Annotated in this window: 17 protein-coding genes and 1 pseudogene; 13 read left to right on the forward strand and 5 right to left on the reverse strand. The window is 62.9% G+C overall.

Annotated elements, in window-relative coordinates; translation table 11 throughout:
• Positions 1-247: 247 nt before the first annotated feature.
• Positions 248-880 carry a ribosome biogenesis GTP-binding protein YihA/YsxC gene (gene yihA, locus CAG00_RS25115; protein ID WP_085665602.1) on the reverse strand — a complete coding sequence of 211 codons (633 nt, stop codon included), beginning with the start codon at positions 878-880 and terminating at the stop codon, positions 248-250.
• A gap of 201 nt (positions 881-1081) precedes the next feature.
• Here yihA and CAG00_RS25120 point away from each other — a divergent pair, with 201 nt between their 5' ends.
• The 7 genes and pseudogenes from CAG00_RS25120 to CAG00_RS25150 all read left to right on the forward strand — a co-directional run bounded on the left by CAG00_RS25120 (position 1082) and on the right by CAG00_RS25150 (position 8491).
• A complete protein-coding gene (locus CAG00_RS25120; protein WP_015268479.1) occupies positions 1082-1384 on the forward strand; it encodes a cytochrome c5 family protein in 303 nt (100 codons plus the stop codon).
• A gap of 31 nt (positions 1385-1415) precedes the next feature.
• Positions 1416-2033 carry a cytochrome c gene (locus tag CAG00_RS25125; protein WP_003256951.1) on the forward strand — a complete coding sequence of 206 codons (618 nt, stop codon included), beginning with the start codon at positions 1416-1418 and terminating at the stop codon, positions 2031-2033.
• A 285-nt stretch (positions 2034-2318) separates the two neighbouring features.
• Positions 2319-2951, forward strand: coding sequence for a thiol:disulfide interchange protein DsbA (gene dsbA, locus CAG00_RS25130; protein ID WP_025337225.1), 633 nt, complete (start codon positions 2319-2321; stop codon positions 2949-2951).
• 34 nt (positions 2952-2985) lie between these two features.
• Positions 2986-3818 (forward strand): annotated as a pseudogene (locus CAG00_RS25135) (endonuclease/exonuclease/phosphatase family protein).
• A 27-nt stretch (positions 3819-3845) separates the two neighbouring features.
• A complete protein-coding gene (locus CAG00_RS25140) occupies positions 3846-5789 on the forward strand; it encodes a diguanylate cyclase (protein ID WP_085665603.1) in 1944 nt (647 codons plus the stop codon).
• 80 nt (positions 5790-5869) lie between these two features.
• Positions 5870-6658 carry an N-acetylmuramoyl-L-alanine amidase gene (locus tag CAG00_RS25145; protein ID WP_025337228.1) on the forward strand — a complete coding sequence of 263 codons (789 nt, stop codon included), beginning with the start codon at positions 5870-5872 and terminating at the stop codon, positions 6656-6658.
• Positions 6659-6886: 228 nt separating this feature from the next.
• Entirely contained in the window at positions 6887-8491 is a 1605-nt protein-coding gene (locus tag CAG00_RS25150) for an EAL domain-containing protein (RefSeq protein WP_025337229.1), read from the forward strand.
• A gap of 163 nt (positions 8492-8654) precedes the next feature.
• On the opposite strand, the gene CAG00_RS25160 is transcribed toward CAG00_RS25150, so the two are convergent.
• Together CAG00_RS25160 and algB are read right to left on the reverse strand one after the other, a co-directional pair.
• On the reverse strand, positions 8655-10436 hold the full coding sequence (locus CAG00_RS25160; RefSeq protein ID WP_075046864.1) for a KinB sensor domain-containing domain: 1782 nt from the start codon (positions 10434-10436) through the stop codon (positions 8655-8657).
• A complete protein-coding gene (gene algB / locus CAG00_RS25165; RefSeq protein WP_085665605.1) occupies positions 10433-11779 on the reverse strand; it encodes a sigma-54-dependent response regulator transcription factor AlgB in 1347 nt (448 codons plus the stop codon). The genes CAG00_RS25160 and algB overlap by 4 nt, the downstream gene beginning before the upstream one ends.
• A gap of 213 nt (positions 11780-11992) precedes the next feature.
• Here algB and CAG00_RS25170 point away from each other — a divergent pair, with 213 nt between their 5' ends.
• The 6 genes from CAG00_RS25170 to CAG00_RS25195 all read left to right on the forward strand — a co-directional run bounded on the left by CAG00_RS25170 (position 11993) and on the right by CAG00_RS25195 (position 17495).
• Complete coding sequence (locus CAG00_RS25170; RefSeq protein WP_025337232.1) at positions 11993-12814, forward strand: BON domain-containing protein; 822 nt, start codon at positions 11993-11995, stop codon at positions 12812-12814.
• 174 nt (positions 12815-12988) lie between these two features.
• Positions 12989-13279 (forward strand): hypothetical protein, encoded by a 291-nt coding sequence (locus CAG00_RS25175; protein ID WP_025337233.1) that lies wholly within the window; start codon positions 12989-12991, stop codon positions 13277-13279.
• Between the two features lie 41 nt (positions 13280-13320).
• Positions 13321-13482, forward strand: coding sequence for a DUF1328 domain-containing protein (locus CAG00_RS25180; RefSeq protein ID WP_003252966.1), 162 nt, complete (start codon positions 13321-13323; stop codon positions 13480-13482).
• 2 nt (positions 13483-13484) lie between these two features.
• Positions 13485-13955, forward strand: coding sequence for an inhibitor of vertebrate lysozyme family protein (locus CAG00_RS25185; RefSeq protein ID WP_085665606.1), 471 nt, complete (start codon positions 13485-13487; stop codon positions 13953-13955).
• 745 nt (positions 13956-14700) lie between these two features.
• Positions 14701-16029, forward strand: coding sequence for a glutamate/aspartate:proton symporter GltP (gltP, locus tag CAG00_RS25190; RefSeq protein ID WP_025337235.1), 1329 nt, complete (start codon positions 14701-14703; stop codon positions 16027-16029).
• A gap of 236 nt (positions 16030-16265) precedes the next feature.
• Positions 16266-17495: a nucleoside recognition domain-containing protein gene (locus CAG00_RS25195; RefSeq protein ID WP_085619011.1), complete on the forward strand. Its 1230-nt coding sequence runs from the start codon at positions 16266-16268 to the stop codon at positions 17493-17495.
• A gap of 157 nt (positions 17496-17652) precedes the next feature.
• Here the strand turns inward: CAG00_RS25195 and CAG00_RS25200 are convergent, their stop codons facing one another.
• Together CAG00_RS25200 and CAG00_RS25205 are read right to left on the reverse strand one after the other, a co-directional pair.
• On the reverse strand, positions 17653-18270 hold the full coding sequence (locus CAG00_RS25200) for an ABC-type transport auxiliary lipoprotein family protein (RefSeq protein WP_085665607.1): 618 nt from the start codon (positions 18268-18270) through the stop codon (positions 17653-17655).
• Positions 18267-19205 carry an MlaD family protein gene (locus CAG00_RS25205; protein WP_046616914.1) on the reverse strand — a complete coding sequence of 313 codons (939 nt, stop codon included), beginning with the start codon at positions 19203-19205 and terminating at the stop codon, positions 18267-18269. The genes CAG00_RS25200 and CAG00_RS25205 overlap by 4 nt, the downstream gene beginning before the upstream one ends.
• Positions 19206-19207: the final 2 nt, after the last annotated feature.

Consider the following 19207-nt stretch of genomic DNA (forward strand, 5'->3'; position numbering starts at 1 on the left):
GCTGGTGAAGCCTTTCGATGCTCCTATGTTGTGTTAAGTGTTGGCAGATATCTGGACCCCGCCCTAGCGGTCCGGACTTGGACCCCGAACTTCCCCCTCCCCATACGAAGTCCGGGGTTTTTTTTGCCCGGAATTTGACTTATGGCTAATAGAGAGCCCTGTGGGAGCGGGTTTACCCGCGAATGCGATGTCGGATGCACCGCCGCATTCGCGGGTAAACCCGCTCCCACAGGTTACGAGCAAACCTTCAAATGACTGGCTTGTCTTCCAGCTCCATCCAGTCCGCCAGCACTCGGTAGGCCTCTTCCACGCCCAGGCGCTTGGGCGCCGAGAACAGCTGGATGGTCACGCCGTCGCCCCAACCCTTGCGGATTTCCGACTGCACCTTGAGCAGAGTGTTCTTGCCCGCGCCGTGGGTCAGCTTGTCGGCCTTGGTCAGCAGGATGTGCATCGGCATGCTGCTGGCCTTGGCCCAGTCGAGCATCATCTTGTCGAAGTCGGTCATCGGGTGGCGCACGTCCATCATCAGGATCACGCCACGCAGGCACTCCCGGCTGCCCAGGTAGGCTTCCAAGTGTTTCTGCCAGTGCTGCTTGAGCGGAATCGGGACTTTTGCATAACCGTAGCCTGGCAGGTCGACCAAACGCCGTTCATCGTCCAGACTGAAGAAATTCAACAGCTGGGTGCGCCCGGGGGTTTTCGAGGTGCGCGCCAGGCTGGCATGAGTCAGGGTGTTGAGGGCGCTGGATTTGCCGGCGTTGGAGCGGCCGGCGAAAGCCACCTCGTAACCCTGGTCGTCCGGGCATTGTTCGACCTTGGCAGCGCTGAGGGCGAATTTGGCTTTCTGGCAGAGGCCGAGGATGGGGTTCTTGACTTGCATGGGATATCCGATGTGGGTGTTGCCTGACTCTATAGGCCCGAGCCTGGCAAGCGGTGTCGTTTCCGTTTGGATGGCGGAAGTATATAATGCCCCAGTTTTTGTGTGCTCATTCTCCCGGCGAAGGAGAACGGGCATGGGGTGTCGAACAATAGCTCGCGCAACAGAACGCAGCGCGGCCCCCAACCCTGAAGGTCGTTCCGCATGGCGAAATGGCTGCTTGCTGTCGGTATGTTCCTGCCGTTTTTCAGCGCACAGGCTACACAGGATCCCGAGGTGTTGTACAACCGCACGTGTGCGGCCTGTCACACCGGGCAGTTGCCACAGGCACCCAGGCAGGGTGACCGGGCAGCATGGGAGCCAAGGCTGGCGCAAGGCATGGATGTACTGGTGAAGCACGTGACCCAGGGTTTCAAGGCTATGCCGCCGCGTGGATTGTGCATGGACTGCAGTGCCGAGGACTACCGTTTGGTCATCCTTTGGATGAGTGGCAGTCCCGATACATAACATTTCACCCTTAGCCGTGTTGGATTAGCTGATGAACAAACTAGTCGTGAGTCTGCTGTTGACCTTGGGTGTCGCAGGTGCGGCCACTGCTGCGCAACCCGTCAAAGGCGATGCCGCCGCCGGCCAGGCCAAGACGGCCGTCTGTGGCGCCTGCCACAACCCCGACGGCAACAGCCTGGCACCGAACTTCCCGAAACTGGCCGGCCAAGGCCAGCGCTATCTCGAAAAACAATTGCACGATATCAAGTCGGGCAAGCGTACCGTACTGGAGATGACCGGCATGCTGGCCGCATTCAGCGACCAGGACCTGGCCGATATCGCCGCCTACTTCTCCAGCCAGAAAGGCAGCGTGGGCGCGGCCGATCCCAAGCTGGTCGAACGTGGCCGGGCGCTGTTCAACGGCGGCGACCTGGAAAAGGGCATGCCTGCCTGCACCGGCTGTCACTCGCCGAACGGCGCGGGTATCGCCCTGGCCGGCTTCCCGCACCTGGGCGGGCAGCATGCACAGTACGTGACCAAGCAGCTCACCGACTTCCGCGAAGGCAACCGCACCAACGATGGCGATGCCATGACCATGCGCACCATCGCCGGCAAGCTGAGCAACCACGACATCGAGGCGCTGGCCAGCTACATCCAGGGCCTGCACTGAGGCCCTTCGGCCGCCTGTGATGGCCCTATCGCCGGCAAGCCAGCTCCCATAGATGCTGCATATGGCTTGAGGTCGATGCGCTCGAGGTGGGAGCCGGCTTGCCGGCGATAGGGCCATCACAGGCGGTGCATTAACCTTCAGTTAATGTTGTAGGCCAATGATGAAAGGGCGGCCGGACCGCCCTTTTTTCCGTCCGCAGCCGTTACACTACAGAACTCGGCCCCTTCCCGGCCTGTCTCAGTGCAGGTCGCGTCGTGGCGACCAATGACTGCCCAGGAGTAAAGCATGCGTAAACTGATTCTCAGCGCCGCGCTGGTCGCTGCCAGCGTATTCGGTATGACTGCCGTCCAGGCCGCCGAGCCTGTCGCCGGCAAGGAATACCTCGAGCTGAGCAACCCTGTTCCGGTTTCCGTGCCTGGCAAGATCGAAGTGGTCGAGCTGTTCTGGTACGGCTGCCCACACTGCTACCACTTCGAGCCGACCATCAACCCGTGGGTCGAAAAACTGCCCAAGGACGTCAACTTCAAGCGCGTACCAGCCATGTTCGGTGGCCCATGGGACGCCCACGGCCAGATGTTCCTAACCCTCGAAGCCATGGGCGTCGAGCAGAAGGTACACGCCGCGGTGTTCGATGCCATCCAGAACCAGAAAAAGCGCCTGACCGACCCGCAGGACATGGCCGACTTCCTCGCCACTCAGGGCGTGGACAAGGACAAGTTCCTCGCCACCTTCAATTCGTTCGCCATCAAGGGCCAGGTCAACCAGGCCAAGGAACTGGCGAAAAAGTACGAGATCACCGGCGTACCGAGCATGGTGGTCAACGGCAAGTACCGCTTCGACCTGGGTACCGCCGGCGGGCCGGAAGGCGTACTGAACGTTGCCGACCAGCTGATCGCCAAGGAGCGCGCCGCTAAGTAAGCGGCGTAACCCATGCGCCGCTTCAGAACCGCGCGTGGCATTGGCCTGCACCAGCCGCAGGTCAACGAGCATCACCTGCACGCCCCTGGCCTGCCCGAGGATGGTCGTCTGCGGCTGCTCAGTTTCAACATCCAGGTGGGCATCAGCACCGAGCGCTACCGGCATTACGTGACCCGCAGCTGGCAGCACCTGCTGCCGCACAACGGGCGTGCAGGCAACCTGCAGAAGATTGGCCAACTGCTGGGCGACTTCGACCTGGTGGCCTTGCAGGAGGCCGATGGCGGCAGCCTGCGCTCGGGCTATGTCAACCAGGTCGAGCACCTTGCCCACCTGGGTGCCTTCCCCTACTGGTACCAGCAACTCAACCGCAACCTTGGGCGTTTTGCCCAGCACAGCAATGGCGTGCTCAGCCGCCTGAAGCCACAACTGCTCGAGGATCACCCATTGCCCGGCCCGGCTGGGCGTGGTGCGATTCTGGTGCGCTTTGGCGAGGGCGAAGATGCGCTGATCGTGGTGATGATGCACCTGGCCCTCGGCGCCAAGACCCGCGCCCTGCAACTGGGTTACATCCGCGAGCTGATTGGCGGTTACCGCCACCAGGTGCTGATGGGCGACATGAATACCCATGCCACCGACCTGCTGGAGCACTCGCCGTTGCGCGACCTGGGCCTGATTGCCCCACAAGTCGAGGCCACCTTCCCCAGCTGGCGTCCACAGCGTTGCCTGGACCACATCCTGCTCAGCCCAAGCCTCACGCTGGAGCGTGTCGAGGTGCTGGCGCAGCCAATTTCCGACCACCTTCCCGTTGCTGTCGAGATTCGATTGCCTGATGCATTGACTGTGGATACGCTGCCGGTCCTGAGCTAATTGCCATCACCGTTTGCGGACCCGGGCATGACTGAAGACGCTGAGCGCTGGAAAGAAAAATACCTGAAAAGCATCGAGCAGCAGGAAAAGCTCGAGCGCCGTTGGGACGCCCGTCTCGACCTGCTGCGTCGCGGCCTGGTACGCAGCACCCTGGCTGCCGAAGGCAGTGACAAGGTGGTGGACCAGTGCATGAAGGAAATGCGCGAGGTTATCCGCAGCGACAACATGGACGCTGGCCTTGCCGGGCTGATTCCGCGTCTTGAGAAGGCGGTGCTGGACTCCGAACAGCGCCGGGAAGCTCGCATGAATCAGGTCAGCGATGCGCTGACCGCGCTGGTCGACCAACTGCAAGGCCTGCCATTGCCGAACGATGTGTCGCGGCCGTTGAAAAAGCTGGCGAAGAAGCTCGACGGTGGCGTGGCCCAGTCACGCGACCTGCCACCGTTGCTGGGCGAGTTGAGCGGCTTGCAGGGCCGCGCGCTGTCAGCCCTGGGCAGGTCGGGGGAGGACGCCCGACCCGGCTTCTTGCAGCGCTTGTTCGGCAGCCGCGAGGATGACGCGCAAGGCGAGCCAGCGCTTGTGCCGCTGACGCTGCCGGTTGCCGAGGCGCAGCCCTTGGCAGCACCGGCCAACGTCGGTGCTCCGCAGCCCGACGATGTGGACGCGCTGCAGCCGCTGCCAGCCTCATCAGCATCTGTTGTCGAGGCGCCCGTAGTGCCAGAGCCCGCGCTGGAGACACCTGGCCCGGCGCTGATCGAAACGGCCGAACTGTCACCAGCCCCGCTGCCGCAGCCGCTACCGGACGATGTGCCGGCACCGGAAGCTGTCGCCAGCGAGCCTCCGGCTGAAGCAGGACCGGCGCAAACACTCGAAGAAACCTTCGGCGAAGACGGCCCCTATGCCCTGCCCTACGCGGTGGAGCCGCCCTACAGCCAGGTTGCCGAGCACATCGAGCACACCCTGATCGGCCTGCTCGATGACCTCAGCCTGCCGGAGCGACACAAGGCCCAGGCGCTCGAGATGCGTGAACGGGTCGCCCGCGGCTTGAATTGGTATGAGCTGATCCCGGTGCTGGATGACCTGGCTGTGCTCATGCTGGCGATCACCGACAGCGGCCAGCACGAATTCGAAACCTACCTGCAGCAGCTCAACGAACGCCTGGAAGGTTTCCAGAGCCACCTGCACGAGGCCAGCGCCGGTCACGCCGACAACAGCTCGGCCGCCCGCGAGCTGGATACCCAGCTGCGTGAGCACGTCGACGGGCTGCAGAGCAGTGTGCAAGGTGCCGCCGACGTCGACAGCCTCAAGCACATCCTGGAAAACCGCCTGGAAGGCCTGTTGGTGACCATGGACGAGCACAAGCATGAGCGTGATCGCCGCGAGCAGGAGCTGGCTGGGCGCCTGCAAGGGCTGTCGGAGCGGGTGGCGAACATGGAGCAGGAGGCGCTCGGCTACCGCGAGCACCTTGAAGAGCAGCGCCAGAAGGCCTTGCTCGACCCCCTCACCGGTTTGCCCAACCGTGCGGCCTGGAGCGAGCGGGTCGAGCGCGAAATGCTCGAATGGCAGGCACATGGCGGCCATCTGGCGATGGCGATCCTCGACCTGGACCATTTCAAGCGTATCAACGACAGCTATGGGCACCTGGCCGGGGACAAGGTACTGAAGATCGTCGCCGACCAGTTGCGCAAGCGCCTGCGCAGCGGTGACTTCATCGCCCGCTTCGGCGGCGAGGAGTTTGTCCTGTTGCTGCCGCAGACCTCGCCGGCCGCCGCTGCCCAGATAGCCGAGGTGCTACGGGCCACGGTCGAGGCGTGCCCGTTCCACTTCAAGGGCGAACGGGTGGTGATCACCACATCCATCGGCCTGGGTGCATTCCGTTCCGGCGAGCGCGGCGACCAGGTACTCAAGCGCGCCGATGCGGCGCTGTACCGGGCCAAGGAGTCGGGGCGCAACCGCGTCGAGCAGGCGTAGCCGGCAGCCGCTGACTCGCGGCAAGCACGGCCCTTGGGGAGCACGTTATACTGTAGCGCTCATACGCTGAGGCTACTGACGTGCTTTCCACGCTTAAAAAAACCCTGATTTCCTTCCTGCTGTTGTCTGTCGCCGGTTGCTCGACAGGCCTGCGCATCGACCGTAGCCACCCTTCGGTCAACCAGGACAACCGCATCCAGTTCGTGGTCTTGCATTACACCAATGCTTCGCTGGAGCGTTCCCTGGCGTTGCTGACCCATGGCGAAGTCAGCAGCCACTACCTGATTGGCGACGGCCCGGCGACGGTGTATCAGCTGGTGGATGAAAACCGCCGCGCCTGGCATGCCGGTGATAGCCAGTGGCAGGGTCGGACCTGGCTGAACTCCTCGTCCATCGGTATCGAAATCGTCAACCCGGGCTTCACCGATACGCCGAATGGCCGGGTCTGGCACCCTTACAGCGAAGCGCAGGTCCAGTCGCTGATCGCGCTGCTCAAGGACATCGTCAAACGCAACAACATCGAGCCACGGCACATCATTGGCCACAGCGATATCGCGCCGCTGCGCAAGCTTGACCCGGGGCCGCTGTTCCCGTGGAAGCGCCTGGCCGACGCCGGATTGGGTGTCTGGCCGGATGCAAATGCCGTGGCACGGCAGCAAGCCTATTTCAGCGTCAACCCGCCGAGCGTTGGCTGGTATCAGCAGGAGCTGGCGCGGTTTGGCTATGCGATCGAGCAGACCGGGGTACTGGATGTTGCCACCCGCCATGTGATCGCCGCGTTCCAGATGCGTTTCCGCCCGCAGCGCTTCGATGGCATGCCGGATGCGCAGACGGCGGCGATGCTGCAGGTGCTCAACCGGATGCGTTGAGCTGCCAAGGTGGGACGGGCTCTTGTGTAGGAGCGGCCTTGTGTCGCGACGGGCTGCACAGCAGCCCCAGGATCTTGGTTCCAGCACAAACTGCCGGGGCCGCTTTGCGGCCCTATCGCGACACAAGGCCGCTCCTACAACAGGCCCCGGCAATTGTAGCGAAACGCCAAACGGCGAGGTGATTCCTGATTCAGTTGCTATACCTTAGTTATCAACTGGATGCCCTCGATGTCAGCCTTCATCGCCTTGATGCGCCAAATTTTTTACCGTCCCTGGATGCTGGCCACATTGGCAGCACTGGCCAGCGCGGCACTGTTGCTCTCTGCCAGCATCGGCATTGCCCTGCAACAGATGAAGCAAAGCGAGAGCGCACAGATGAATGCCCAGGGCGAGCGCTTTCTCGAGCGCCTCGAGCAGGTGTTCGGCCAGTTGCGCGAAGGGGTCGACCTGCTGCAGGCGCAGCCGTTGCGCGGCTGCAGCCCGGCGATGCTGACGGCATTGCAGCAGGTAGGCCTGAGTTCACGCTTCATTTATGAAGCGGCATACGTGGATGGGGATATCGCCTGTTCGAACCGCGGTGATGAGCGGGCGTTCGAACCCTTGCGGGTCCCCGACATCCAGGGGCCGACCTACAGCTACTGGCTGAACACAACGACCGAGCCGAACGAAAACCTGGCCGCGTTGATGCTGGGGCGGGGCAAGTTCGTGGTATCCACCTCTCGTGGCCACTTGACCGATGTGGTCGACCTGCCCCCTGGCGGCAGCCTTGTGGTGGTGCTGGACAACGGTACCCGGGCCATCCCTGTGCTGGGCCCACCACAGGTATGGCCGCCACCCTCGGCCTGGTCGACCAGCCACAAGTCGCTGCTCGAGCTCAGCGACCGCCTGATCTACCGCATGCCGACCAAGTCACCGGACTACCAGCTGGTGCTGATTGCCCCGCGGGCGAGCCTGCCGTTGAGGATGAATGGCATGCTCTGGCTCCTGTTCCCCGGCAGTGTGCTGGCGGCCTGCTGCATCGGCTGGCTGGTGCTGCAACTCATCCTGCAGCGGCGGTCGATGAGCTCGGAATTGCAGAATGCCTTGCGCCGCGGCGAACTGCAGGTGCTCTACCAGCCGATCTTCGAGCTCGACAGCCGGCGCTGTGTCGGAGCCGAGGCCCTGGTGCGCTGGCGTCGCCCGGACGGCACCCTGACCAGCCCGGACCTGTTCATCCCGCTGGCGGAAAACACCGGGCAGATTCGCCAGATCACCGACTTTGTCCTGCAGCGTGTGCTGGAACAGTTAGGGCAACTGCTGCGCTCGCACCCCAACTTGTACATTTCGGTGAACCTGGCAGCTTGCGATGTGATGGTGCCGCGCATTGGCCGGGTAGCTGCGCGCTTGCTGGCAATGCACCGGGTGGCGGCCAGCCAGATTGCCTTCGAAGTGACCGAGCGCGGCCTGATCGATGTGGTAGTGGCGCGCGACAATCTGCAGGCGTTACGTGCAGTAGGGCATCAGGTGCTGATCGACGATTTTGGCACGGGTTATTGCAGCCTGGCCTACCTGCAGACCCTGCCGGTGGACTGCCTGAAGATCGACAAGGCCTTTATCGATGCCCTTGGGCATGACGCCGCCAGCAGCGGTGTTGCCCCGCATATCATCCGGATGGCCCACGACCTGCACCTGCGGGTGATTGCCGAAGGCATCGAGTGTGAAGACCAGGCGGTGCTGCTGAACAGCGAAGGGGTCAATTATGGCCAGGGCTGGCTGTTTGCCCGGCCACTGAATGCCCGGCAGTTTGCCGAGCTGGTGACCCGCGGACGGCTGCCGCGGCGGGTTGAGCATTGAGTGATTGCTGCTGGACTGCGAGATCTCTGTAGGAGCGGCCTTGTGTCGCGATAGGGCTGCGGAGCAGCCCCAGCAATTTGTGCACTGGTGCTGAAATCCTGGGGCCGCTTTGCGGCCCTATCGCGACACAAGGCCGCTCCTACAGGGGGCGCGTCACAGGCCGTCAGACCGGCAGTGCCATGTAGAACTGGGTCCCCTGCCCCGGTCGGGAAAACACGCCCATGCGCCCGCCATGCAACTGCACGATTTCTTTGCACAATGCCAGCCCCAGCCCCGCGCCGCCTTTCTTGCGCCCTACCTGCACGAAGGGCTCGAAGATGCGCCCCTGTTGCCCATAGGCAATGCCCTCTCCGTTGTCCTCGACACTGATGATCACCCGCTCCGCATGCCGTCGTGCATGCAAGCGGATACGCCCGCCGCTGGCGGTATGGCGGATGGCGTTGTGCAACAGGTTGTCCAGCACCCGGTCGAGTTGGGAGACGTCGGCCTGGATACGCGGCAGCGGCGGCTCCAGCTCCGTGATCAGCTCGATCTGCTTGTTCACCGCCGGCTCGGCAAAGCGCTGTTGTGCACGCTCCAGCAATTCGTCGATGGCGCAGGGAGCCAGCTCGAGCTTCTGCATCCCGCTCTGGTAGCGGCTGAAGTTGAGCAGATCGTTGATCAACTGGGTCAGGCGCTGCATTTCCTCGCCGATGGTTTCCAGCAGGTCATGTTCGCGCGCCTCGGGCGGAAACTTGAGCCGCTCGCGCAACAGACCGAAGGCCATGTGCATGCCGGTCACCGGGGTGCGCAGCTCGTGGGAAGCGCGCAGCACGAATTCGCTGCGCACGCGTTCGAAGGCTCGCTGCTCGGTTACATCGTGCAGCACCATCACCGCGCCAAGGATCGGCCCTTGCGGGTGGCTGACCGGAGTCAGGCTGTAGGCGAGCAGGCGCGTTTCGTCATCGACCTCCATGTTCAGGTCGTCCGGCTGGCGGTCGAGGTTGCCGCCGCGCAGTACCTGGCGTAGCTGCTGCTCCAGCTCCGGGCGCTGCAGGGCTTCGGCCAGGCTGCTGCCCACGCGGCTATCGGTCCAGCCCAGCTGGCGTTGCGCCACCGGGTTGAGGTGCTCCAGCCGGCCTTGGCGGTCGATGATCAGCAGGCCATCGTCAATGCTGTCCAGTACCGCCTGCAAGCGTTGCTGGCCGGCCAGCAGTTCATCGACGTTGGTGGCCTGGTGCTTGCGCAAGGCATCGGCCATCAGGCCGAAGCGGCGGGTCAGCTGGTTAAGTTCGGTGGCCTGGGTGACCGGCAGGGTTACGTCGAAATTACCCTTGCCGAGTTGGTCGGCCGCTATGGCCAAGGCTTCGATCGGCTGGCCGAAGCGCCGGGCAATGTTGTGCGCGGTGATGAAGCCCAGCACCAGCACCACCAAGCCCATCAGGCCAAGTACGCCGCTGACCAGCAAGGCGTGGTCGCGGGTGTGCTCCTCGCTGCGGGTGATGTGCTCCAAGGCCTGCTTGTGGGAATCGATCAGGTCGGTGCGGACCTGGTTGAACGCGGCCCCCAGTGGTTGTTCAACCCCCATGCTGCGCGAAGGCGCCGGGCTGTCGCGGTAGGCCTGGAGAAAAGCCTGGTAATTGCTGCTGGCCTTGCTGAAGCCGGTGCGCTCGCCACCTTGGTCCAGCCCTTGGTTGAGCAGGGTCTGGAAGTTGTCCTGCAGTAGCCGCAGGTTTTCCGGGGCGGTCTGGTCATCGAGGATCAGGGTCAACTGTTCGCCAAGGTTCTGGCGCAACTTCAGCCCGATTTCCAGGGCGTGGGTGGTATCGCGCACCAGTCGCTGTTGCACCGTGGCCATCTGCAGCACGCTGACCAGGCCCAGCAGCAGCCCGAGCAGGGCCACGGTGACCAGCGCCGAAATGCTGAGGAAAAGCCGCGTGCGCAGCTTCATGGGCGGCCACCTCATAGGTTGTACTGCTTGCGCTTGCGGTACAGGGTGGAGGCATCGATCCCCAGGGTCTTGGCGGCTTGGTCCAGGGTGTCGCTTGCGGCCAGCACCGCACCGATGTGGGCGCGTTCCAGCTCATCCAGGCTCAGCGCGGCGCCAACCCGCGGGGCATTGCCTGCGGGCTGCTCACCCATGCCCAGGTGGCTGATTTCCACGCGTTCCTGCGGGCAGATGATGCTGGCCCGCTCCACCACGTTGCGTAATTCGCGAATGTTGCCGGGCCAGCGGTAGTTGAGCAGGGCCGTACGGGCTTCGTCACTGAAGCCGCGGGCAGGCCGGGAGTATTCCTTGACGAAGCGGGCGAGAAAGCGGTCGGCCAAGGTCAGGATGTCTTCACTGCGCTCGCGCAGGGGCGGCAGGTGCAGGGTGATGACGTTCAGGCGATACAGCAGGTCTTCGCGGAAGCGGCTTTCACGCACCATCTCTTCGAGGTTGAGGTTGGTGGCGGCGAGAATCCGCACATCGGCGCGACGGGTGACCGGGTCGCCGACGCGCTCGTATTCCTTGTCCTGGATGAAGCGCAGCAGTTTGGGCTGCAAGGTCAGTGGGAAATCGCCGATCTCGTCGAGGAACAGCGTGCCCCCATCAGCCTGGTTGACTCGCCCCAGGGTGCTTTCGCTGGCGCCGGTGAAGGCGCCGCGGGTGTGGCCGAACAACTCGCTTTCCATCAGCTCGGCGTTCAGTGACGGGCAGTTGATGGTCACGCAGGATTTGCGCGCGCGCTTGCTCCAGCTGTGGATGGCCCGGGCCAGCTCACCTTTACCTGTGCCCGACTCGCCAAGGATGAGGATGTTGGCGTCGGTGGTAGCGACCTGGCGGGCGGTTTCCAGTACCGCCATCATGGCCGGGCTGTGTGAGTCGAGGCCGTCCTTGGGTTTGCGTACTTCACCTTCCAGGGCCTCCAGGCGCGCGGAAAGCTGGCGCACTTCCAACTGCTTGGAGGTAGCCAGGCGCAGCTGGTCGGGGCTGCACGGTTTGACCAGGTAATCGGCGGCGCCTGCCTGGATCGCGTCTACCGCCGTATCGATCGCCGAGTGTGCGGTGACGATCACCACCCGCATCCATGGGGCCTGGATACGCATCTGCGCCAGCACATCGAGGCCGTTGTCCTCGCCCAGGCGCAAATCGAGGAAGCACAGGTCGAATACCTGGCGCTGCAGCAGGGCTTCGGCCTGAGCAGCGCTGTTGGCCGTCGCCACGCTATAGCCCTCGTCCTCCAGGCAGTAGCGGAAGGTGCGCAGGATCGCGGACTCGTCATCCACCAGCAGAATGCGGCCTTGGTTGTCCTGGGCTGACTCCATGTGCTGCGCTCCTTTAGGAAAGATCTTCATTTAGTGTGGGAAAAATCGGGCAAGTTGCATGGTCCATTGTGAAGGAACCTGTCCTTTGCATGCTAGCCAATGGCCAATCAACGCCTGGAAGGCCGCGATATCCCGATGATTTCCTTAGAGGTCCACGGTGGCACATTGGTTGCGAGGATTTTTAGCTTTTGCTCTACAAAAGGAGGCACTGCCATGTCCTTTTCCATTCGCACCGCCGTGTTGGCAACCACCCTGCTGCCGATGTTCACCCCGGCATTCGCCGGCCCGGTGCAGGACGCCCGCCTGGAGGGGGCCCTGCAAACTGCCCTGTCGCTGAACCGCATGCTCGACCCGTTCCGTATCCAGGTCGAGGTGGACGGCAAGCAGGCGCGGCTTTCCGGTGAGGTGGAGAACGACGTCGAACGCCAGCTGGCCGAGCATGTGGCGCTGGCTACCCGTGGCATCGAGCAAGTCGACAACCAGCTGCGGGTCAATGCCCAGCTGGTGGAGCGCCCGCTGGCGCTGCGTGCCTATGCCCAGCGCCTGGAGGATGCCACTCTGGCCGCGGTGATCCGTGCGCGGCTGTTATGGAGCCGCACCACCGAGAAGGCGCCTATAGATGTACAGAGCAGCGAAGGTGTGGTGACCCTGCGTGGCAAGGTCGACAGTGCCGAGGCCAAGGAGCTGGCCGGCGTGGTGGCGCGTACCACCGAGGGTGTGCACCTGGTCAACAACCTGGTCAGCCTCGATAGCGCCGCCATGGCCAAGGCCCGGGAAACCCCGGTGGGGACGCCGACTGGGCCGCAACCGAGCGACAGCTGGATCATCGACAAGATCCAGAACAGCTACCGCTTCAGCCGTAACCTCGATGGCCTGAACCTGAAAGTGGCCAGCGAGGAGGGTTTGGTGCGGCTTTCGGGCGAGGTGGTCAGCAGCGAGCAGAAAACCATTGCCGTGGAAATCGCCCGGCAGATCATCGGCGTGCGCGGGGTGGATGCCGACCTGCTCAAGGTGGCGACCAAGGTCGAGGGCTGATCGTGCAATTCGCACGACGGCCCGGGCGGCATCGTGCAGGATACGTCCTTGCCGGTTTTGCAGAATTCACATAACTATATGATTTAAATGAAGTTTATTTGATTCGTAAGGCTGGCATGCAGGCTGCAATTACCTGTTCAGGTTTGAACAAGAATTACAGCAGGAGGAGCCGGCATGACCCGCCAATCCGTCAACCGCTTGCAGAGCGCTGCACTGCCCCTGAGCCAGGTGCTTTCACTCGGCCTGGCGCTGTTGCTGACCTTGGCCGCTGGCCTCTTCTATTACAGCTGGCAGACCGCGCGCCTGACCGAGCAAGTGGCGGCGCAGACCGCCCTGTTGACGCAGATTCAGGCAACCCGTGCCAATACCTTGGTCAAGGCCGCCGACCCGCTTCCAACTGGCCAGGCCACCGCGTCACCGGCCACCCTGGAAAGGGTCGTACCCCAGGACCGCTGGGTGTTCTGACCGCTGGCCTTAACGATTTCAAAAAAGAAAGGAGAACCACCATGCTGAGTTGGGCTATCACTTTCCTCATCATCGCCATTGTCGCCGCCGTACTGGGCTTCGGTGGTATCGCGGGCGCTGCCACCGGTATCGCGAAGATTCTGTTCATTGTCTTCCTGGTGCTGTTCGTAGCCTCCTTCTTCTTTGGACGTGGACGAGGTTGAAGATGGGCAGGAAGCGTTGGACATCCCTGGCTGCCGCCCTGTTACTGGGCGGCAGTGCGGCGGCGATGGCGGCCAATGACGGCCAGGTCCGGGTCGACCAGCTGCTCGGCTCGGACCCGGAGTACCGGGAAACCTGGCAGGGCACGATTGAAGGCGAGGAACGTCTGCCTGATTGGGTGGTCAATCTGACCGGCAGTGCCCAGCAGCAGATGTCTGCCGTTACCGAAGACGGCGACAAGTACCTGGTCGGCCCATTGTGCGAACGCCAGGACAACTGCACCTACAAGCGCCTGATCGTGGCGTTCAGCTGGGACAAGGACGATGCCTACGGGATGCTCGTGGAGGTACCCGAAGGTTTGCCGAGCGACAAGTCGCCCACCCGTCACGCGCAGTACCGCTGGCTGGGTAAGCCGGACGACGGCATGAAGGCGATGCTGCAGGAGCAGCTCAAGCGTGACCCGAACTGGTACTGAGCATTTGCACCCGGTACGGAGGACAGGTCATGCACTGTCACGAAATAGAAGCTGAACCTTTCTATATTTCAGCCTTCTATGATGCGCCGCCCCGAGGAGGGGCTGCACATGACCAAGGGGCCGGGCTGTTCTGATTGTTGCAGGATCGGAGTGGCCTAGGGGTACAGGGAGTGCCTCCAGCAATGGGCCGGGTCAGGAAAGGCGGAATCGGAAGTTTCAGGTCGGCGGTGCCATAGGGGCATCTGACCAGACCTGACTTCCGAGGAGCCATGTAGGAAACGTCTCTTCCCTGCGCGATTTCCTCTTCGAGACACATTTTGTCTCGACCGTACATCAATTTTTTTTCGATCAGCCTGGCGCTTGTTCAAGTGGCATTTCGGCCATTCGGATTGTCGAACAAGCCATCACCCCTGTCCTTTTTACTCTGCCAAATCTGCCTAAATATGGCGGTTTGGTCTTGTTCGGGATTCCGAACGTTGTAAATCAAGCACTTGCGAACCTCCCGTTTTGGTCAGAAATGTTATGCATAAACGGCATGGGGTATGCGCTTCCGGCATTAGATTTCCCCCTTTGCCATCGCAATAGTTGCCGCCTTTTTCGCCGGCCCGAGCGCCCTGTCGCTCGCCTGCGGTGTCCTTACATGAAGGTGCCGGACGGAAGAATCTGCTGCTCGTGACCTTGCCAACGGCTCTGTTACGCGCGTTTCCGTTGGGTGCCCATGACCACTAGAACAAAGGGTAAAGACATGAAGAAGGCAAAACTGAGCCTCGCCTGGCAGATCGTCATCGGTCTGGTCCTGGGTGTTGCAATCGGCGCGCTACTGAATCATTTCAGTGCAGAAAAGGCATGGTGGATCAGCAACGTCCTCCAGCCCGCTGGTGACATCTTCATTCGCCTGATCAAGATGATCGTCGTCCCGATCGTGATTTCGTCGCTGATCGTGGGTATCGCCGGGGTTGGCGACGCGAAGAAACTGGGCAGCATCGGCCTGAAGACCATCATCTACTTCGAAGTGGTGACCACCATCGCCATCGTCGTAGGCCTGGTGTTGGCCAACCTGTTCCACCCGGGCGCCGGCATCGACATGAGCACCCTGGGTACCGTGGACATCTCCAAGTACCAGGCTACCGCGGCCGAAGTGCAGCATGAGCACGCGTTCATCGAAACCCTGCTGAACCTGATCCCGTCGAACATCTTCGCAGCGCTGATGCGTGGCGAAATGCTGCCGATCATCTTCTTCTCGGTGATGTTCGGCCTGGGCCTGTCGAGCCTGCAGGCAGAGCTGCGCGACCCGCTGGTGCGTACCTTCCAGGCGGTTTCCGAGACCATGTTCAAGGTCACCCACATGATCATGAACTACGCCCCTATCGGCGTGTTCGCCCTGATCGCCGTGACCGTCGCCAACTTCGGTTTCAGCTCGCTGCTGCCGCTGGCCAAGCTGGTGCTGCTGGTGTACTTCGCCATCGCCTTCTTCGCCTTCATGGTGCTGGGCCTGGTTGCCCGCCTGTTCGGTTTCTCGGTGATCAAGATCATGCGCATCATGAAAGATGAGCTGATCCTCGCCTACTCCACCTCCAGCTCGGAAACCGTGCTGCCGCGCGTGATCGAGAAGATGGAGAAGTACGGTGCACCGAAGTCGATCTGCTCGTTCGTGGTACCGACCGGCTACTCGTTCAACCTCGACGGCTCGACCCTGTACCAGAGCATCGCGGCCATCTTCATTGCCCAGCTGTACGGTATCGACCTGTCCTGGAGCCAGCAGCTGCTGCTGGTGCTGACCCTGATGGTCACTTCCAAGGGTATCGCTGGCGTACCGGGTGTTTCCTTCGTGGTGCTGCTGGCCACCCTGGGCAGCGTGGGCATCCCGCTGGAAGGCCTGGCCTTCATCGCCGGTGTCGACCGCATCATGGACATGGCCCGTACCGCCTTGAACGTTGTGGGTAACGCTCTGGCAGCCCTGGTCATCGCTCGCTGGGAGGGTATGTACGACGCCGCCAAGGGCGAGAAGTACTACGCCTCGCTGATGGCCGGCAAACAGGAAGCGGCCATGGTTGGCGAAGCTGCCAAGCGCTGAGCCTGATGAGCTGAACAAAAAGCCCCGACCTGTCGGGGCTTTTTGTTGCCTGTGAGATCTTGGGGCCGCTTTGCGGCCCTTTCGCGACGCAAGGCCGCTCCCACAATGGCCGGCGTACACCGACCTCTGTGGGAGCGGCCTTGTGTCGCGATACGAGGGCGCAGCCCTCGCCTGCGGTCTCCAGCCTTACGCCCCGATACGCTATCATTCGGGCATTTTTCAGGGGGAACACACGGATGCTCAACGGCCTTTGGCTTGGCTTTTTCCTGGTGGCGGCAGTGTCCGCCCTGGCCCAATGGCTGGTAGGCGGCAACGCCGGCATCTTCGCGGCGATGGTCGAGAGCATCTTTGCCATGGCCAAGCTGTCGGTCGAGGTGATGGTGCTGCTGTTCGGCACGCTGACCCTGTGGCTGGGCTTTCTCAAGATCGCCGAGAAGGCTGGCATCGTCGAGTGGCTGGCCAAGGTGCTCGGCCCGCTGTTTGCCCGGCTGATGCCGGAAGTTCCGCCCGGCCACCCAGCCCTGGGCCTGATCACCATGAACTTCGCCGCCAACGGCCTGGGCCTGGACAACGCCGCCACGCCGATCGGCCTGAAGGCCATGCGCGCGCTACAGGAGCTGAACCCCAGCAGCACCACGGCGAGCAACGCGCAGATCCTGTTCCTGGTGCTCAACGCCTCGTCGCTGACGCTGCTGCCGGTGACCATCTTCATGTACCGGGCCCAGCAAGGTGCGGCGGACCCGACCATGGTGTTCCTGCCCATCCTGCTGGCCACCAGCGTCTCGACCCTGGTCGGCCTGCTGTCGGTGGCGGTGATGCAGCGCCTGCGCCTGTGGGACCCGGTAGTGCTCGCCTACCTGATCCCCGGTGCATTGCTGCTGGGCGGGTTCATGGCCTTTCTCGGCACCCTCTCGGCGGCCGCGCTGGCGAGCCTGTCGTCGATCCTGGGCAACCTCACGTTGTTTGGCGTGATCATCCTGTTCCTGGTGATCGGCGCCTTGAAGCGGGTGAAGGTGTATGAAGCCTTTGTCGAAGGCGCCAAGGAAGGCTTCGATGTGGCCAAGGGCCTGTTGCCTTATCTGGTGGCGATGCTGGTGGCGGTGGGTGTATTGCGGGCCTCAGGCGCCCTGGAGCTGGCTTTGGACGGTATTCGCCATGCGGTGACCTGGCTGGGCCTGGACACCCGATTCGTCGAAGGCCTGCCCACGGCGCTGGTCAAGCCGTTCTCCGGCAGCGCGGCCCGGGCGATGCTGATTGAGACCATGCAGACCCACGGTGTGGACAGCTTCCCGGCGCTGGTGGCGGCGACGATTCAGGGGAGTACCGAAACCACCTTCTACGTGCTGGCGGTTTACTTTGGTGCGGTGGGTATCCAGCGCGTGCGCCATGCCGTCGGTTGCGCATTGCTGGCGGAGTTGTCCGGTGTGATCGCAGCGATCTTCGTCTGCTACTGGTTCTTCGCCTGACTTATCTGCTTGGCATGCGCGGGCATTTGTAGGAGCGGCCTTGTGTCGCGACGGGGCGCGAAGCGGCCCCCGAATGTTAGCGTCAATGCAGAAATCGTCGGGGCCGCTTTGCGGCCCATCGCGACGCAAGGCCGCTCCTACAAAAGCAGGCAGGGCTTCAGTGAGCAGGAACGCTGGCTGCTTGCGCAATGGTCCAACTGACCACCTGCCCGGTCAGCTGGTCGCAGGCCTTCCCGAAGCTGGCAACCACCGCTGATACCTGCTTGTCGGCCAGCGGCTGGCGGATTTCGAAGCGTTTGCTGGCCAGAATGCGTTGGCTGCGGCCCTGGACCAGACGTGCGTCATAGCGGATCACTACCTCTACCGCCCCGCCCTCGCGGTATTCGGCCTGGAACGCCTGCAGCTCGCCAGCCAGCTCGTAGTCGGCCTGCAGGTTGCTGTCGTCGGCGCTAAGGCGCTGTACCTGGCCGTCACGCTGGAAACCGTCGAGCAGGCGGTTGCGCAGCAGCACCGGTACTGCGTCGCTCCAGCGCGCGCCTTTGTAGCTGCTGACCACATCGCCCTGGGGAATCACGGCAATCCGTGGCCCGGCCAGCACTTCGCTGGCCAGCGGCTTGTTAAGGCGCAATGACCAGTCCAGCGCCGACGCCGTCCGGCCGGGCTGGTCCACCGGCAGACGGTACAGGTCGACGGGCTCGCTCTGCGGCAGGATCGAGCAGGCACTGGCCAGGCTCAGTGCGGCCGCCAGGGCCAGCAGGCGCAGTGACGGTTTCATGGTTGGAACTCCTTGTTGTTGTCGCGGCCGAGCAGGTAGCCGCTAGGGTCGGCCTCCAGTTGCCGGGAAATGCCTTTGAGTGCGTTGAGGGTTTCGCGCAGCTCGCGAATCGCCGGGGTCAGCTGGTTCAGGCCCTGGGCACCGTCGCCGATGGCCTCGCGGTTGTCCTCGAGCAGGCGGTTGATGGTGGCGGTGCTCTCGGCCAGTGACTGCATGGCCTGCTCGGCGCTGCCGATTGCCTGCTTGCCTTCGCTGCCCAGCAGGCCGTTGGCATTGCGCATCAGTGCCTGGGTTTCGGCCAGGGTGGCGCTGGCCTGCTTGCCCACCTGCACCAGTTGCTCGATGGCCTGGGTGATGCTGCCGTGCTGGCCAGCGAAGGCGCCGGTGGTCTTGTCGAGGTTGGACAGGGTGTTGCTGAGGTGGCCGATGTTGTCCTCGGAAAACATCTGGTTGGCGTTGTGCAGCAGCAGGTTGATGTTGGTCACCAGATCGCTGCTGTCATTGAGCAGGCGCGAGATTGGCGAGGGCGATGCGATGATCACCGGCAGCTTGCCGTCCTTGCCTTTCAACTCGGGGCTTTGCGGGGTGCCCCCGCTGAGCTGGATGAACGAGTTGCCGGTCACGCCGGCCAGGGTCAGCTTGGCCTGGGTGTCTTCCTTCACCGGGGTGTCAGCGCTCAGGCGCACCCGTGCCAGTACCCGGCGCGGGTCTTTCGGGTCCAGGCGCAGGGTGGACACGTCGCCTACCTTGATGCCGTTGTACTGCACCGGGCTGCCACGGGACAGGCCGGAGACGGCTTCGTTGAATACCACTTCGTAGTCCTTGAAGGCGTCGTCGACACTCGACTTGGCCAGCCACAGGCCGAACAGCATGGCGCCGGCCACCACCAGGACGGTGACCAGGCCGATAAGAACGTGATGGGCTCGGGTTTCCATTG

The organism is Pseudomonas sp. B5(2017) (assembly GCF_002112825.1).
In the GTDB taxonomy this organism is placed as follows: domain Bacteria; phylum Pseudomonadota; class Gammaproteobacteria; order Pseudomonadales; family Pseudomonadaceae; genus Aquipseudomonas; species Aquipseudomonas putida_Z.

Coding starts and splice junctions, on each gene's coding strand:
- yihA (WP_085665602.1), bottom strand. CDS start 880: ATGCAAGTCAAGAACCCCATCCTCGGCCTCTGCCAGAAAGCCAAATTC.
- CAG00_RS25120 (WP_015268479.1), top strand. CDS start 1,082: ATGGCGAAATGGCTGCTTGCTGTCGGTATGTTCCTGCCGTTTTTCAGC.
- CAG00_RS25125 (WP_003256951.1), top strand. CDS start 1,416: ATGAACAAACTAGTCGTGAGTCTGCTGTTGACCTTGGGTGTCGCAGGT.
- dsbA (WP_025337225.1), top strand. CDS start 2,319: ATGCGTAAACTGATTCTCAGCGCCGCGCTGGTCGCTGCCAGCGTATTC.
- CAG00_RS25140 (WP_085665603.1), top strand. CDS start 3,846: ATGACTGAAGACGCTGAGCGCTGGAAAGAAAAATACCTGAAAAGCATC.
- CAG00_RS25150 (WP_025337229.1), top strand. CDS start 6,887: ATGTCAGCCTTCATCGCCTTGATGCGCCAAATTTTTTACCGTCCCTGG.
- CAG00_RS25160 (WP_075046864.1), bottom strand. CDS start 10,436: ATGAGGTGGCCGCCCATGAAGCTGCGCACGCGGCTTTTCCTCAGCATT.
- algB (WP_085665605.1), bottom strand. CDS start 11,779: ATGGAGTCAGCCCAGGACAACCAAGGCCGCATTCTGCTGGTGGATGAC.
- CAG00_RS25170 (WP_025337232.1), top strand. CDS start 11,993: ATGTCCTTTTCCATTCGCACCGCCGTGTTGGCAACCACCCTGCTGCCG.
- CAG00_RS25175 (WP_025337233.1), top strand. CDS start 12,989: ATGACCCGCCAATCCGTCAACCGCTTGCAGAGCGCTGCACTGCCCCTG.
- CAG00_RS25180 (WP_003252966.1), top strand. CDS start 13,321: ATGCTGAGTTGGGCTATCACTTTCCTCATCATCGCCATTGTCGCCGCC.
- CAG00_RS25185 (WP_085665606.1), top strand. CDS start 13,485: ATGGGCAGGAAGCGTTGGACATCCCTGGCTGCCGCCCTGTTACTGGGC.
- gltP (WP_025337235.1), top strand. CDS start 14,701: ATGAAGAAGGCAAAACTGAGCCTCGCCTGGCAGATCGTCATCGGTCTG.
- CAG00_RS25195 (WP_085619011.1), top strand. CDS start 16,266: ATGCTCAACGGCCTTTGGCTTGGCTTTTTCCTGGTGGCGGCAGTGTCC.
- CAG00_RS25200 (WP_085665607.1), bottom strand. CDS start 18,270: ATGAAACCGTCACTGCGCCTGCTGGCCCTGGCGGCCGCACTGAGCCTG.
- CAG00_RS25205 (WP_046616914.1), bottom strand. CDS start 19,205: ATGGAAACCCGAGCCCATCACGTTCTTATCGGCCTGGTCACCGTCCTG.